The organism is Planotetraspora kaengkrachanensis (assembly GCF_016862895.1).
Lineage (GTDB): Bacteria > Actinomycetota > Actinomycetes > Streptosporangiales > Streptosporangiaceae > Planotetraspora > Planotetraspora kaengkrachanensis.
In genome coordinates, this window is record NZ_BONV01000040.1 from 38,770 (window position 1) to 53,855 (window position 15,086).

General features: G+C 67.7%; 11 protein-coding genes. 5 read left to right on the plus strand and 6 right to left on the minus strand.

The window, feature by feature from the left end; translation table 11 throughout:
- Positions 1 to 9: 9 nt before the first annotated feature.
- Both Pka01_RS32105 and Pka01_RS32110 read left to right on the plus strand, forming a co-directional pair.
- Complete coding sequence (locus Pka01_RS32105; protein WP_203886706.1) at positions 10 to 951, plus strand: carbohydrate ABC transporter permease; 942 nt, start codon at positions 10 to 12, stop codon at positions 949 to 951.
- Positions 951 to 1,832 carry a carbohydrate ABC transporter permease gene (locus Pka01_RS32110; RefSeq protein WP_203886707.1) on the plus strand — a complete coding sequence of 294 codons (882 nt, stop codon included), beginning with the start codon at positions 951 to 953 and terminating at the stop codon, positions 1,830 to 1,832. The genes Pka01_RS32105 and Pka01_RS32110 overlap by 1 nt, the downstream gene beginning before the upstream one ends.
- Positions 1,833 to 1,911: 79 nt before the next feature.
- On the opposite strand, the gene Pka01_RS32115 is transcribed toward Pka01_RS32110, so the two are convergent.
- Entirely contained in the window at positions 1,912 to 3,000 is a 1,089-nt protein-coding gene (locus tag Pka01_RS32115) for a LacI family DNA-binding transcriptional regulator (protein ID WP_203886708.1), read from the minus strand.
- A 21-nt stretch (positions 3,001 to 3,021) separates the two neighbouring features.
- Positions 3,022 to 4,551: an alpha-N-arabinofuranosidase gene (locus Pka01_RS32120; RefSeq protein ID WP_203886709.1), complete on the minus strand. Its 1,530-nt coding sequence runs from the start codon at positions 4,549 to 4,551 to the stop codon at positions 3,022 to 3,024.
- 375 nt (positions 4,552 to 4,926) lie between these two features.
- On the opposite strand from Pka01_RS32120, the gene Pka01_RS32125 reads away from it, so the two are divergent.
- Positions 4,927 to 5,376 (plus strand): SRPBCC family protein, encoded by a 450-nt coding sequence (locus Pka01_RS32125; protein WP_203886710.1) that lies wholly within the window; start codon positions 4,927 to 4,929, stop codon positions 5,374 to 5,376.
- Here Pka01_RS32125 and Pka01_RS32130 read toward each other — a convergent pair.
- Together Pka01_RS32130 and Pka01_RS32135 are read right to left on the minus strand one after the other, a co-directional pair.
- Positions 5,373 to 8,537 (minus strand): AfsR/SARP family transcriptional regulator, encoded by a 3,165-nt coding sequence (locus Pka01_RS32130; RefSeq protein WP_203886711.1) that lies wholly within the window; start codon positions 8,535 to 8,537, stop codon positions 5,373 to 5,375. The genes Pka01_RS32125 and Pka01_RS32130 overlap by 4 nt on opposite strands.
- A 109-nt stretch (positions 8,538 to 8,646) precedes the next feature.
- Positions 8,647 to 9,543 carry a LysR family transcriptional regulator gene (locus Pka01_RS32135; protein WP_203886712.1) on the minus strand — a complete coding sequence of 299 codons (897 nt, stop codon included), beginning with the start codon at positions 9,541 to 9,543 and terminating at the stop codon, positions 8,647 to 8,649.
- Positions 9,544 to 9,648: 105 nt separating this feature from the next.
- Between Pka01_RS32135 and Pka01_RS32140 the strand changes: the two genes are divergently transcribed.
- The gene (locus Pka01_RS32140; RefSeq protein WP_203886713.1) at positions 9,649 to 9,870 is read left to right on the plus strand and encodes a putative antibiotic biosynthesis monooxygenase; all 222 of its coding nucleotides are present in this window, start codon (positions 9,649 to 9,651) and stop codon (positions 9,868 to 9,870) included.
- 81 nt (positions 9,871 to 9,951) lie between these two features.
- Here Pka01_RS32140 and Pka01_RS32145 read toward each other — a convergent pair whose 3' ends face one another.
- Positions 9,952 to 12,318: a CBM35 domain-containing protein gene (locus Pka01_RS32145; protein ID WP_203886714.1), complete on the minus strand. Its 2,367-nt coding sequence runs from the start codon at positions 12,316 to 12,318 to the stop codon at positions 9,952 to 9,954.
- A 219-nt stretch (positions 12,319 to 12,537) separates the two neighbouring features.
- On the minus strand, positions 12,538 to 13,554 hold the full coding sequence (locus Pka01_RS32150) for a LacI family DNA-binding transcriptional regulator (protein WP_203886715.1): 1,017 nt from the start codon (positions 13,552 to 13,554) through the stop codon (positions 12,538 to 12,540).
- 282 nt (positions 13,555 to 13,836) lie between these two features.
- Between Pka01_RS32150 and Pka01_RS32155 the strand changes: the two genes are divergently transcribed.
- Positions 13,837 to 15,081, plus strand: coding sequence for a sugar ABC transporter substrate-binding protein (locus Pka01_RS32155; RefSeq protein ID WP_203886716.1), 1,245 nt, complete (start codon positions 13,837 to 13,839; stop codon positions 15,079 to 15,081).
- Positions 15,082 to 15,086: the final 5 nt, after the last annotated feature.

Consider the following 15,086-nt stretch of genomic DNA (forward strand, 5'->3'; position numbering starts at 1 on the left):
GAGCCCACAATGACCCTCCTGATCGAGGAGAGTGCAGCGAGCACTCAAAAAAAAGCGCACAAGGTCCGCGGCAAGGTGCGCCTCCGTGAGCACCTGATGGGGTGGCTCTTCGTCGGGCCATTCGGGATCGTCTTCCTGGCGTTGCTCATCGCGCCGCTCGCGTACGCGCTGTATCTCAGCCTCTGGCAGAAGAAGCTGATCGGCGGCACCAACTTCGTCTTCCTCGGCAACTACGTGAAGGCGTTCACCGACCCGACCTTCCTGTCCGGGGTGTGGTTCGTCGTCCGCTTCTCCCTGGTCGCCATCCCGCTGCAGATCGTCATCGCGCTCGCGATGGCCCTCATCGTGGACGCCGTGACCTCGCTGTTCACCCGGTTCTCCCGCCTCATGATCTTTCTCCCCTATGCCATTCCCACGGTCATCGGGGCGGTCATGTGGGGATTCCTGTACAGCAAGAGCTTCGGGCCGCTCACCGACATCTTCGGATTGTTCGGCGCCACCGCACCCGACTTCTTCAGCAAGAATCTGATCTTCTACGGCCTGATCAACGTGGTCACCTGGCAATGGGCCGGTTACTACATGATCATTCTGTACGCGGCGCTCCAGGGCATCGACCCGTCGCTCTACGAGGCCGCCCGCATGGACGGCGCCGGGAAATGGCAGATCGCGCTCCGGATCAAAATCCCGCTGATCGCCCCCGCACTGCTCCTGATCCTGGTCTTCTCGCTCATCGGCACCCTGCAGTTCTTCAACGAACCACAGATTCTGCGATACCTGGCGGCGGGAACGATCGCACCGGGATTCACTCCCAACATGTACGCCTATCAGCAGGCGTTCGCACTCGCCAACTTCAACTACGGATCGGCGATCTCTTTCGCTCTCGGCGGGATCGTCTTCGTCTGCGTCTACGCCTTCCTGTTCTTCACCCGCAAGCGGAGGAGTTTCCTCTGATGACCGCCCGCTCCCGCACCGCCGGACGCCAAAGGCCGCAACGCCACTTCCCCCTGCAGGTGCTCCTCGGCTTCCTGGTCGTGTACTTCCTCGTGCCGTTCTGGTGGGTCATCGTCAACAGCTCCAAAGACGCCCCCGGCCTGTTCGGCGGCGGCAACACCATGTGGTTCGCCGACCGGATCGACTACGTCGAAAACCTCACGCGACTGTTCACCTACGACGGCGGCATCTACGGCAGGTGGATCCTCAACTCCACGCTGTACGCACTGGCGGGCGGGGTCGGCGCCACGATTTTGTCCGTGATGGCCGGCTACGGGTTCGCCAAATACCGTTTCGCCGGCAGGCGCTTCAGCTTCTCCGTCATGCTCGGCGCGCTGATGGTACCCGCGACGGCACTGGTGATCCCCACCTTCATGATGTTCTCCGGGCTCGGCCTGACGAACACGATCTGGGCGGTGATCCTCCCGTCACTTCTCAACCCGTTCGGCGTCTACCTGATGCACGTGTACGCGCGCGACGCCGTCCCCGACGAGATTCTCGACGCGGCGCGCGCCGACGGCGCGGGTGAGATACGGACGTTCTTCCGGGTCGCGTTTCCGCTGATGCGACCCGCGGTGGTGACCGTGCTGCTTCTGTCCGCCGTGGCATCCTGGAACAACTACTTCCTGCCCCTCGCCATGCTCTCCGACAACCGCCTTTTCCCCGTCACCGTCGGACTCGGCGTCTGGCAGGGAGTGGCCTCGGCGAACAACGCGGGCAGCACCTCCCTCTGGAGCCTCATCATCCTGGGCGCGCTCGTGTCGGTGATACCACTCGTCATCGCGTTCTTCACCCTCCAGCGACACTGGCGAGGCGGACTGTCCGTCGGAGGCCTGAGATAGGACGCGGGGTACGGCTGTACAGCGAGCACGTCCTGCAGACCGACGCTGACCCGACGCTGACGGACGCACACGGCGCTGTTCAGCGCGTCGATTCACGAATCATGAGCTCGAAGGGGGCGATGTACTGGACGGTCGGGCGGAGGGGGGCGCGGATGCGCTGAGCCACCAGTTCGACCGCCCGTTCCGCCATCCATCGATGATCGGGCGCCACCGTGGACAGTGAGGGCACGGTGAATCCGGATTCGGGGATGTCGTCGAACCCGATGAGACGGACGTCCTCGGGAACGCGTAGCCCGCGGTCGGCCAAACCGCGGAGGACGCCGAGGGCGACGGTGTCGGTCACCGCGACCACACCGTCGATCTCGTGGCCGGAGTCGACCAGACGGCAGGCCGCCTCGCGGCCTGCTTCCATGCTCGCGTCGTCCAGGGAGAAGAGCAGAGCCGGATCGATGCCTATGCCTCGCTCGGCGAGCGCGGCGAGATAGCCGCGGTGGCGGCGGGTCACCATGTTGACGTCATCGGACGCTCTGCCGGTGACGATCGCGATCCGGCGGCACCCTCGGTCGGCCAGGTGGGTGGTCGCGGCTTTGGTGCCTTCCTCGTTGGGCATGGCGACGTGGTCGAAGCGGCCGCCGAAGTCCTGCTCGCCGAGCATGACCAGGGGGTAGCCGGCTTCGGCGGGATGTTCGTCCAGCCGGTCCAGTTCGACGGCGCTGAGGATCAGGCCGTCGAAGTGCAGCGTGCGGGAGTGGGCTATCGCGTCGGCTTCCCCGGCTGCCGCCGCGCCGGTCTGTTCGATCGCGACGTGGAACCCCTGCCGCCCCGCCGCCTCGATCACATGGGCGGCGAGGTGGCCGAAGTAGGGGAGTTCGATGTCAGGAACGGCCAAGCCGATGACACCGGTCCGTCCGGACCTCAGGGTGCGGGCGGAGACGTTGACGCGGTAGCCCGATCGGCGGATGGCCTCCAGCACCCGCTGACGGACGAGGTCGCCGACGCCGTCACGGTTGTTGACCACATTGGAGACGGTCATCTTCGACACCCCGGCCAGCCGGGCGACGTCTTCCATGGTCACCATGCCGTGCCCCGCGTTCTGCTGGTAGGACTTGACTCCGGCCGGCCGAAGCTGTCCGGGGGCCGTCGCCGCGCCGAGTTTATCGCGGCCCAACCTGCGCGCCCGGCACCGTGATCACGCCAGCCGTCCCTCCACTGTCACGAAGGAGTGGACGGGCAGGTGCACCCGCAGCCCGGAGGCAGTCTCCTTGACGTGCTCGTGGACGCGTGGAGCGACGATGCCCGGCACCTCGGGGGTGTTGTGGTCCTGCAGCCCGCCGGAAGTGAGGATCCGGGAACTGACCTCGGTCAGGGCGCCGCCGCGCAGGTCCAGCTCGATGTCGGCGGTCTCGGCCGCGTCCAGGTTGGACAGCGAGATGAGCACTCGGCCGTCCTTGCGGCTGGCCGACATCGAGACGGTTGGCAGCCGTGCCGAGTCGACTGCTCGGTCGGGGACCCCAGCCGGGAGGTCGATCCGCAGCAAGGCGGCGTCCTGGTGTCCCTTGTTCATCTCGAACACGTGGTAGGTGGGGGTCAGGACGAGCGCGCCGGAGCCTGGGTCGGTGAGGATCATGGCCTGGAGCACGTTCACGGTCTGGGCGATGTTGGCCATCACGAGGCGTTCGGCGTGCCGGTGGAAGACGTCGAAGTGCAGGCTCGCGACCAGCGCGTCGCGGAGGGTGTTCTGCTGGTGGAGGAAGCCGGGGTTGGTGCCCGGCTCGACGTTCCACCAGGTACCCCACTCGTCCAGCACCAGGCCCACGTTCCTGCCGGGGTCGTAGCAGTCCATGACGGCGGAGTGGCCGGTGATCAGCTCGTCGACACGCGCGGCCTGGACCATGGTGCGGTAGTAGTCGCCGGTGTCGAACACCGTGGCGTCGCCCTTGTCCTGCCAGGTGCCGGGGATCGTGTAGTAGTGCATCGACAGCGCCTGCATGAACGCGGCGGGCCGGTACGCGCAGCCCAGGCCGCCGAGCTGCTTCATCAGCGTCTCCGTCCAGGCGTAGTCGTCGGAGTTGGCGCCGGCGGCGATGCGGTAGAGCTTGTTTTCGCCGTGGTCGCGGCAGTAGGTGCCGAATCTGCGTGCCTCGGCCGCGTACTGCTCCGCCGACATGTGACCGCCGCAGCCCCACGCCTCGTTGCCCAACCCCCAGAAACGCACCCGCCACGGCTCCTCCCGGCCGTTGGCCTTGCGCAGGCGTACCATCGGCGAGTCGCCTTCGCGGGTGAGGTACTCCACCCAGTCGCTCATCTCCCTGACCGTGCCGGAGCCGACGTTTCCGCTGATGTACGGCTCCGCGCCGAGAAGCTCGCACAGTGCCATGAACTCATGCGTGCCGAAGTGGTTGTTCTCCTCGACGTTGCCCCAGTGGGTGTTGACCATGGCCGGGCGCCGGTCTCTGGGACCGATGCCGTCCATCCAGTGGTACTCGTCGGCGAAGCAGCCGCCGGGCCAGCGCAGGTTCGGGATGTTCAGAGCTCGCAGCGCCTCCACGACATCCAGTCGGATGCCGCCCGCGTTGGGGATGTCGCTGTCCTCGCCGACGTAGAAGCCGTCGTAGATGCAGCGGCCCAGGTGCTCGGCGAAATGCCCGTACAGATGCCGGCTGATCACCGGGCCCGGGACGTCGAGGTTGATGATGGCGGGCACAGCCTGATCGGTCATCTATGCATACCTTGCGTTCAGTGGAGAGCTCTCATGGCTGCTGTCCACGCTTCGACGAAGATGTGATGTACCTCACTTTATCGATCCATTTATCGATAAAGTGAGCCAACCTTATCGATCAACAGCCCAGTGTCAACACCCCATCAGCAGCCGCCTGAACCTCACGCGCCGGTCAATGGAGGTGTCCTCGGCTTCGCATCACGTGAGGTCGCGCAGGAGATGCGCCGCAAGGACCGCCGGCCCGGTGCCGTTTCGCGCTTACTTGGTCTGGCCCCTATGAACACCCCTGCCGCGGGCCGTAAGGCCACAAGAAGGAAGTCTTAAGCGCGGCCCGGCACCTTGGAGTCATCGAACCCGAGCACGAAAGGCAGAACGATGACTCAGACCGCCGAATACGACATCACCCGCGTCTTCAACGCCCGCCGCGAGCTGGTCTGGGCCGCTTGGACCGAGCCCGAGCGCTTCTCGCAGTGGTTCGGACCCCGGATACTGGCCACTCCGGTGGGCCGGATCACTCTGGACACCCGGCCTGGCGGGATCTGGCAGGTCGTTCTGGTGGGAGAGGAGGGGTTCGAAGTGACGCTCGGCGGGACGTACCGGGAGGTGGAGGGGCCTGGGCGGCTCGTCTTCACCACCGGCGACCCCGACAATCCCGGCGAGGGGCCGGCGTCCGTGGTGACGATCGACTTCACCCCGGTGGACGGCGGCGCCCGGACGGAGATGCGCTTCCATCAGTACGGCGTCAACACCGACGAGGAGCACGCCGAGCAGGCCAGGGCGGGTTGGATCGAGTTCTTCGACCGCCTGGCCGAGCAGGTCAACTAAAGGCACGTCATCAGCTCGCGCGCCTCGTCGAGCTTGTGGGTGGCGCCCTCCCCGTACGCCGCCTTGAACGCCTCCTCCCCGAGCGCGTCGCGCACCAGGGCTGTGACGCGCTCCATCTCGCTCAGCTCCGACGGGCTCCCGGGAGTCTGGTTGTGTTCCCTGGCCGTTGCCGCCAGGCCCAGCAGCCTGGCGGCCTGCTCGGTCGGACCCGAGGCGGCGGCCGCGGCCTCTACGGCCCACGCCTCCGTCCTGGGATCGCCGATCTTCCTGGCGGCGGCCAGCGCCTCCCTGTGCAGGTCCATGGCCGCGGCGGGGTCGCCGCGCACCTTGGTGAGGTGTCCCAGCTCGATGAGTATGGACGGCAGGTGCAGGGCCGGCTCGATGTCCGGGCCGCGCGGCACCCCTTCGAGCAGGTGGCTCAGGTGCTTCTCGGCCAGGTCCAGCCGCCCGGCCCGGCGCGCGGAGAAGGCGAGGCCCATCTCGGCCATGGTTTCGCCTTCTTTGTAGCCCTGCCCGATGGCCAGCTTCATGGCGCGTTCGCAGAACTCAATGGCACGGTCGTAGTCGGTGGTCTGCATCGCCATCCAGCCCAGCCAGGCGATTCGTTTGGCGACCTCCGGCCACAACCCCAGGTCCTCGGCCATTCGCAGTCCCTCGCCGAACAGCCGGTCGGCCCGCTCGGAGTCGCCGGTCATCTCGGCCAGCCCTGCGAGCCACTCCGTGGCCTGCAGCAGTCCCCAGCGGTCGCCCAACTCGGTGAACAGCCGCGCGCTCTCCTCACCGTCCCGCTCCAGCGCCACGACGTCACGCTGCGTGAACGCGTCCCTGGCCTGCCGGCTGAGTACGACGGCGACGCCCCACCGGTCCCCGACGGCCCGGAACGTCGCCAGCGCCTTGTCGGCCAGCTCCTGCCCGGTCCCCATGTCCTTGATGTTCAGGCCAACGAACAACTGGGCCCTGGCCCTCTCGCCCGGGTCCTCGATCGCTTCGACCGCCGCCTCCCACTCGACGTCCTCGCCCAGCATGAGCGCGAACCCGGCCTCCCAGGCCGCCGCCCTGGCCCGGGCGGAAGTGGTCTCCCCCTCGATGGCCAGCGCAGTCGCCAGGAACCGCCTGCCCTCGGCCAGCCTGCCGCGCAGGACCCACCACCAGGCCAGCGAATTCGCCAGCCGCGCCGCGCTCTCGCCGTCCCGGTGAGAGACCGCCGTGTCGAGTGCCGCCCGCATGTTCGCGACCTCCGCGTCCAGGCGCAGCAGCCAGTCGCGCTGCTCGTGTCCGTACAGTCCCGGTTCAGCCTGTACGGCCAGGGCCAGATAGTGGCGCAGGTGCGCGAGGCGTACCCGACGGAGCTCGCCGGCGTCGGACAACCTGGCCACGCAGTACTCCGACACCGATTCAAGTAGCCGGTACCTGACTCCGGCCGGGGCGTCCGCGACGACCACGAGCGAGCGGTCGACCAGGCGTACGAGCAGGTCGAGCACGTCGAGACCGGCCTCCGCGCAGACGGATTCCGCGGCCTCCAGCGTGCACCCGTCGACGTGGACGGCCAGGCGGCGCAGGACGCGGCGTTCGTCGTCGGACAGCAGGTCCCAGCTCCAGTCGATCACCGCGGTCAGCGTCTGCTGTCGGGCCGGGGAGCCGCGCTGCCCGGCGGCCAGCAGCCGGAACCTGTCGTCCAGCCTGGCCACCACGCCCTGCACGCCGAGCGCCCTCACCCGCGTCGCGGCCAGCTCCAGCGCCAGCGGGATGCCGTCGAGCCGCCTGCACAACTGCGCGATGGCCAGGGCGTTGGATGCGTCCAGAGCGAAGCCGCGGGCGGAGGCGGCGGCCCGGATCACGAACAACATGACGGCGTCGGATCTGGCCATGGTCGCCAGGTCGGCGGTGGTGGGCACGTCGAGCGGCGGCACGCTCCACAACACCTCGCCGGCCACGGCCACCGGCTCCCTGCTCGTCGCCAGGATCCGCAGGTCAGGGCAGGACCGCAGAAGCAACTCGGCCAGCTCGGCGACCTGGTCGAGCACGTGCTCGCAGTTGTCCAGCACCAGCAACATCCGACGGGGCTTGAGCGCGGCGGCCAGCTGACGCGCCGGCGCGCTGTCGGTCTCGTCCCCTATGCCCGTGGTCTTGGGAGCGGCGTCCTCACGGATGTCCAAGGCTGCCATGACGGCCTCGGCCGGGGAACGGGACCCCTGGTCCAGGGCGACGAACCAGGCCCCGTCCGCGAACCCGCTCACCAGCCGGTTCGCGGCTTCTAGCGCCAGCCGGGTCTTGCCGACGCCGCCGCTGCCGGTGAGCGTCACCAGCCGCTCGTCCCCGATCAGCGCGCACACATCGGCCAAGGCCTCCTGTCTGCCGATCAGCTTGCTGACGGAGGCGGGCAGGTTCGTCACGGGACGTTCGGCGGGCACGCTCAGCGCCGGGTCTTGCCCGAGTATCGCCTGATGGAGCGCGACCAGCTCCGGTCCTGGGTCGAGGCCGAGCTCGTCGGCCAGCCGGTCGCGCATCTCGCTGTATCCGGCCAGGGCCTCGCTCTGGCGACCGGCCCGGTAGAGGGCCCGCATGTGCACGGCCCGCAGTCGCTCCCTGAGCGGATGCCTGGCCACCAGATCGCCCAGCTCGCCCACGAGCAGCCCGTGCTCGCCCAGCTGCAGCCGCGCCTCGGCGTGCTGCTCCAGCGCCGACAACCGCTGTTCCTCCAGCCGGAGGATCGCCGACCTGGTGTACTCCTCGTCCGCGAAGTCCGCGAACGCCGGCCCGCGCCACAACGCCAGCGCGTCGCCCAGAAGCCCCGCCCTGGTGCTGGGGCTGCCGGCGGCCTCGGCCCGCGCCAGCAGCGCGGTGAAGCGTGTGACGTCCACGGCCCCGTCGTCGGGGCGCAACAGGTAGCCCGGGGCGCGGGAGACGACCAGGTTCTTCCCGCCGGGTTCGGCGTCCTCCAGCGCCTTGCGCAGTTGTGACACGCGCACCTGGAGCGCGCCCGCGGGATTGCCCGGCGGCTTGTTCCCCCATAGGTCGTCGACCAGCCGGTCCATGGACACCGGATGGCCCTCGTGGACGAGAAGGTCCACGAGGAGGGCCCTGACCTTGAGGCCGGGGATGGTGACGGCATCCCCGGCGCTGGTCCACACGGCCAGCGGTCCCAGCACCCCAAAACGCATGCTCGTCACCTTATGCGCGGTCGTAAGCGCACGAAAAGAACATGCTCATGCACCAGACGGAGCCGCAGTGCCGGATCGCCCGCCGCGCTGCGACGGTGCGCCTATCAACCTATTCAAGGTCCATTTCGAGGAACGCCCGGGCCTGCGCGGTGACGCCGTCACGCCGCCAGACCAGCGTCAGAGCGCGGCTCAGTGCGGCGTGGCGTAGGGGGAGTGTGACCAGCTCCGGGCCGAGGCGCTCGGCGGCCGACCGGGGCATGAGGGCGATGCCGAAGCCGTGCTCGACCAACAGGGCCAGCAGCGAGAGGTCGTCGGTCTCGGCCCGTATGTCGGGAGCGAGGCCCGCCTCGGCGCATGCGTTCTCCAACGCGGCGCGCAGTCCGGTGCCGGGGGTGAGCGTGACGAGCGCCTCCTCGCGCAGGTCGGCGAGGGTGACTTCGGCGTTGGCCGCCAGCGGGTGGCCGGGGGCGGTCGCGACCACAAGGGGCTCCTCGCCGAATTCGCGGGCGCCCAGTGTGGTGGGTAGCCGCTGCCCGGCCGGCCCGGCCGGCAGGCGGGGGCCTGAGGTGCCGATGAGAGCGGTGTCAAGGTTGCCGGCGATCACCTGTTCGACGAGTTTCTCGGGGTCGCCGGTGCGCAGGGTGAGGCGCACCTGAGGGTAGTGGCGCTGGAACCGCGCGAGCTGGTCGAGCAGCGTCGCGGGGGGAGCGGGGACGGTGCCCACGGCCAGGCGTCCGGCCAGGACGCCCCGCAGCAAGGTGACCGCGTCGCGGCCGGCGGCGGTCGACTGGAGCGCGGCCCGGGCGTGGGGGAGGAAGGCCTCCCCGGCCGGAGTGAGACTGACCTGGCGCTCGGTCCGGTCGAAGAGCCGCTCACCGAGCTCGCGTTCGAGCTGGGCGATCTGCTGGCTGATGGCGGGCTGGGCGACGTGGACGCGAGCAGCGGCGCGGGTGAAGCCGCCTTCCTCAGCCACGGCCACGACGTACCGCAGCTGGCGAAGCTCCATAAGCTCTCCTTATCAAGATACCTATGGATCATATCTTGGACTTCTAATTCGTCCGGCGGCAGGCTTTGAGACGCACGCAAGATTCGCCTCCGAAGGAGACAGCTCATGTCCCGTCACCACCAGGCGCTGATGGTCTGGATCGCCGTTCTGCCCACCCTCACCGTCCTGCAGCTCGTGCTCGGCGGCTTCTTGGAGGGCGTTCCGCCGTACCTGCGGCCGCCGATCATTGCCACGCTGGTGGTGCCGATCGTCGTCTACGGGCTGCTGCCACCGCTACAGCGGCTGCGCGCGCGGCTGGCCGCCGTCATCGCCGGATCGCCTCGGTGAAGGACAGCCCCATCCGCCACCGATGTAACTGGTCGCCGGATGGGGCTGCCTCAAGATGTGACCGAGAATGCTGTCACTGCGCTACTTGTCGGCGACCATGTGGTCGAGATTGAACCACCCGGCGTCACTTGGACCATAGCTGACGCTAATTGTGTTGATGCCCGCCGCCAACTGCACCGGAATGGTCGCGTCGCTCCAGGTATTCCAGCTCCCAGTGAGCGGGAGTGCAATTTGGTGAGGATCTCCGCTGTTTACCGACACCGATGCGCTCCGGGTGCCGGCCGGACCGTCAGGGCCGGCCGCGTAGCGGAGGTCCAGTGAGTACGTTCCTGCATCCTGGGCGACGATCCGCTGAGTCACGCTCGGCCCCCGTGAGGTGAAGCATGCGACGAAGCCCGATCCCGTATACCCGGGATGGTCCGTGGCCAGGCATGCTCCGCCGGACAGAGCTCCGTCCTCAGCCTCGCAGACGTCCCCGACCCCACATTGCAGCAACGCGTCGACAGAGTTCTTCACGGAGATGTCCTGCCCTTCGGACTTCGTCGTCGCAGCCGCCGTGAACCGGTAGTTGCCTTTGGGCAGATCGGCAGAGGTCGTCATCGTGTACTGCACAACAGTGCTCTGGCCGGAGTCCAACTTGGGCACGCTTGGGCACGCCGGCGCGCCATTGTCCGCGCAGGTGATGGTGAATCCGGGGGCCGGCTCGCCGGTCGGGGTGTAGGCGGCAAGACTCGTTCGGACGTCGCGATCCGTCTGGACACCGCCGTTGGTGAACGTCACCGGGACTGTGTAGGTGCTCCCAGGCCGCACGGTGGTCGGGGCGTCGAGAGAGATCGCCTGTGGTTCGGTCCAGGACAGATAGACGCCGTAGGCGTCGTGCTGCGACTCGAGGTCGAACGGCACTGTGATGGCATCGTTCTGGACCTTGACGTCTTGGCTGAAGGCAACCTGGCGCGTGTACAGGGGCGCCTTGTCAGGGATCCTGTAGACAGTGGCGTGCACGAGGCCATCGCGGACCAGCCACGGCGTCGAGGACAGTCCCTTGAACGTTACGGCCATCGGCCCGACGTATGCGCCCTGAATGTCACCGAGCAGCGCCACAGCGCGCTTCTTAGCGGGGTCCGCGGACGCGGAAATCGCGGTCGACCCGACTTGTTCGGAGGTGGAGACCAGCGTGCCGGTCATGTCGGCATAGGTTCGCATCGCCCACCAGTTTCCGTTGGGCGCCCATCCGCTCGGGGTCTTGGTGAGCAGCCCGGTCAGGTTCGGAATGGTGCAGCAACTCCAGTTTCCGCGCATGGCGTTGGCATAGTTCGACTGAGCCAGTCGGGCGTTGTACCAGGCAGTATCTCCGGCGGTCTGCCGATCCGCGGGCTGGTACTCGTTAGCCGAGAGGGGCCGTTGGGGGATCCCGTTGGCGTCGAGTGCGTCCGCCAGGGACTGGCCGACGGTGACCGGGTCGTCCACGGTCCCCTCATCGTGGTTGGTGATCTCGTCCGGGACGGTGTTCGCGGCCTTGACGTGGGCCAGGAAGGCCTGCCATTGCGCGGGCCGTCGCTCAGGGGTGTAGGCGAACGAAGGACCGGCGATTTTCGCAGCCGGGGCGATGCGCCGGATCTCGCGGTAGGCGCTGTCCCACATTTGGAAGTACTGTGCCGTGTTGACGCCCGGTTTCCAGAAGATGCTGAGGTCGGGCTCGTTCCAGATCTCGTAGGTGAAGTCCTGGCGGGAAGCCTGGAGCCGGGCCACAGTCGCGTCGATGAACGTGATCCAGTTGCTGCAGTCGCCGTCGGTGCACGGCCACAGGGTGTTCGCCGGAGCCCCGCCGGTCGAACCGAACACATCACTGAGCAAGACCTGGTACTCGACCTTGTGACGGGGCGGGCGCTGCAATCGCTTCGCCTCGGCGATGACCGCATCGATGTTGGCTTGGGTGCCTGGTCCGAAGGTGTACTTGTCCTTGATCCAGCCGCCCGCATACCAGCCGCCGCTGCGGTAGGCGTTGATCGTCAGCGGGTCGAGATATTCGTCGGACGGTTGTAACCCGTCCTGCGTGATGCCATAGAGAATGCCAAGACCCACCCCTTCGGACCGCTTCGTCTTTGCGGACAGATCGACGGTCAGCTCTTTCACGCCGGCAGAGCTGACGTTCGAGTCTGCCGTGGCGGACTGCTGGCCGCTGACCAGCAAGGCAGCGGTAGCGAACAGTGCCCCGAGGGTTGCGAGCAGCTTTCTGCCGTTCAGGCCTCGGCCCTGGCCGTGTGCCGCAGTTGTACCGTCGGGACGCCTGATTGTGACTGAGCGTTTTGGATGAGCTGACATTCTTCCTTCTTTCGTGGAGGGGCCGACCCACATCGCGGCCGGCGGGGTCACGGTCAGCGCGAGTGCGGAGGCGAGGACGGCGTGCGGCACGATCCCGCGTGCCCGCCGAGACAAGGGTGTGACCATGCGCCTTTCCCGTTCGGGGATGCGGTCAGGTCGAATCGATTCGGCGAATCGGTTCGACTGGACCATAAGCGCGTGTCGGCGGGATGGTCAAGAGCCGGAAATGTCCGCGATACGTCCTCGCCATGCAGCCGTCATGCGACGCCGTGGACCCAGAAGCCTGCGGGGCCTAGGGATCCAGTGCTGTCGTTCGAGGAGGGCTCGACGGGGGAGGAGCCGAGGTCAGGCGCGGGGCCTCGCCGGCCCTGTGGTGCCGCGAAGGGAGATGGGCGGGGCGGCCAGGAGGTGGCGGTGCGGACTGCCGGGATCGGCGATGCGCTGGATGAGCAGCTCGACGGCGCGAGCGCCGAGCTCGATGGTGGGAACGTCGGCGGAGGTGAGCGGTGGGTCCAGGTTCTCGGCCAAGTGTCGCGCGGCGACGCCGGCGATGGAGAAGTCCTTGGGGACGGCTAGGCCCGCCTGGGCCAGTGCGCGGTACATGCCGGTGATGGCGGTCTCGTTGATGGTGGCGATGGCCGTCAGTTCGGGATGTTCGGCGAGGAGCCGTTCGACGCAGGACAGTCCGGCCTGAGCGTCGTCGGCACAGCAGGCGTGCACGCCGTGCAGGTCGCGTTGGGCGACGGCTCGTGTGAAGCCGGCCTGGGCACGATGCCCGGGACCGTAGCCCGCGGCGACCAGCTCGGCGGAGCGGTTGACGAGCGCGATGTCGCGGTGGCCGAGGTCGGCCAGGTGGTGCACGCACTGGGAGATGAGCGTCTCGTAGTCGACGTCCACCCACGTCATGTCCTCGGGATGGCTGGTGCGGCCGATTCCGACGAACGGCAGCCCGCTCTGCCGTAGGCGGGTGACGCGATCGTCCTCCAGCCTGATCTCCATGAGAATGACGCCGTCCACGCGTCGGCCCGTGACGACGCGCTCGAATGAGCGCTCGTGCTCACCACCCGACGGTGACAGCAGAACGTCCAGGTCGGCGCGGGCGGCGGCGTCGACGACCGTGGCCACGAAGCCCAGCTGCATGTCGGTCAGGCGCTGGCTGGCCGGAGGGATGACCAGGCCGATCGTGCGGGTCCTGCCCTCCTTCAGTGCCCGAGCGGCCGCATTGGGCCGGTAGTTCAGCTCCTCGATGACCGCCTGGATGCGCTGTCGGGTCTCCTCCGACACCGGGCGCTTGCCGGTCAGGGCGTAGGAGACGGTGCTACGCGCCACACCCGCCCGCCTGGCGATCTCCCCGATGTTCACCCGCACTCCCCATCCAAATCCGCTGGTCCGCGACCATCGTAGGTCGAATCGGTTCATGGCACGCCGCGGCACTGGATTCCGTAACGAGGATGTGTCGCGGGCCGCACGCCTGCGGCGACATTTCGGCAACCTGAAGTCCCTTCCCATTGACTCGTGCGACGAACCAGGCCTATGTTCGGTCGAACCGGTTCGCCGAATCGGTTCGACCTAGATCGAAAACAGCCGCGTAACGCCTGTCAGCGGAGGTCAGACCCAGTGAGATCAGCGGCAAGGAGCCGGCGCGTGGCCGGTGTGAGTCTGGCGGTTCTGGCGACCGCGGGCGGTCTGGTCGCCTGCTCGTCAACGTCCGGCAGTGGGAGCTCGTCGAGCGCGAGCCAGGCCGCGGGGGGCGGGACCTATGCCATCTGGGACCCGTACCCGCAGTATGACAAGAGCTCTGAATGGGTGAAGCTGCTGGAGGCATGCGGCACTCAGGCCGGGGTGAAGGTCGAGCGCACCAGCTATGACACGAGCGATCTGACGAACAAGGCCCTGCTTGCGGCCCAGCAGGGCAACTCGCCGGATGTGCTCATTGTGGACAATCCGGTGGTCTCGACGCTGGCGGAGGCCGGCGTGTTGACAACGACCGAGGAGACCAAGCTCGACATCTCGGCGATCGCACCGAACCTGCTGGCGGCGGGACAGAGCGGCGGTAAGACGTACGGCGTCCCGATCGGCGCCAACACCCTGGCCCTGTACTACAACAAGGGGGTCCTGGAGAAGGCCGGAGTGGACATCGCATCGGTCAAGGACTGGACGTCGCTGACCGCGGCACTGGAGAAGGTCAAGGGCGCGGGCAAGAAGGGAATCACGTTCTCGGCGATCGGCACCGAGGAGGGCAGCTTCCAGTTCCTGCCGTGGTTCTGGGGTTCCGGCGCACAGCTCACCAAGCTCGACTCGGCCGAGGGCGTGTCGGCCGTGGCGCTGTGGAGCGACTGGCTGGAAAAGGGGTACGCCCCCAACTCTGTGATCAACAATACGCAGACGACCAGCTGGCAGGAGTTCGCCAGCGGCGACTTCGCCTTCGCTGAGAACGGCACGTGGCAGCTGGCCAACGCCAAGAAGGCCGGCTTCGAGTACGGGATCATTCCGGTGCCCGGCAAGGGTGGCGGGACCGCGCCGGCTCCCACCGGTGGTGAGTTCGTCAGCATCCCCGTCCAGCAGGACACCGCCCGCTACGCGACCTCCCAGAAGCTCGTGACGTGTCTGACCAGCCCCGACAACTCTCTCACCACCACGACCACCCTCTCCTACATCGCGCCCACTGAGGCGGTGCAGGCCAAGCAGGTGGCGGCCACTCCCGACCTGAAGGTGTGGGTGGACGCGGTGAAGGCGGCCAAGGGCCGCACCAGCGACGACCTCGGCACCAAGTACCCGAAGATCTCTGAACCGATGTGGGGTGGGGTGCAGGCGGCGCTGAGCGGATCGAAGTCGCCGCAGGAGGCGATGGCGGCCGCGCAGTCCGCGGCGGCGAGCGCCATCCAGTAGGAAGC

Coding starts and splice junctions, on each gene's coding strand:
- Pka01_RS32140 (WP_203886713.1), top strand. CDS start 9,649: ATGTCCCGTCACCACCAGGCGCTGATGGTCTGGATCGCCGTTCTGCCC.
- Pka01_RS32120 (WP_203886709.1), bottom strand. CDS start 4,551: ATGACCGATCAGGCTGTGCCCGCCATCATCAACCTCGACGTCCCGGGC.
- Pka01_RS32135 (WP_203886712.1), bottom strand. CDS start 9,543: ATGGAGCTTCGCCAGCTGCGGTACGTCGTGGCCGTGGCTGAGGAAGGC.
- Pka01_RS32125 (WP_203886710.1), top strand. CDS start 4,927: ATGACTCAGACCGCCGAATACGACATCACCCGCGTCTTCAACGCCCGC.
- Pka01_RS32105 (WP_203886706.1), top strand. CDS start 10: ATGACCCTCCTGATCGAGGAGAGTGCAGCGAGCACTCAAAAAAAAGCG.
- Pka01_RS32110 (WP_203886707.1), top strand. CDS start 951: ATGACCGCCCGCTCCCGCACCGCCGGACGCCAAAGGCCGCAACGCCAC.
- Pka01_RS32130 (WP_203886711.1), bottom strand. CDS start 8,537: ATGCGTTTTGGGGTGCTGGGACCGCTGGCCGTGTGGACCAGCGCCGGG.
- Pka01_RS32145 (WP_203886714.1), bottom strand. CDS start 12,318: ATGGTCACACCCTTGTCTCGGCGGGCACGCGGGATCGTGCCGCACGCC.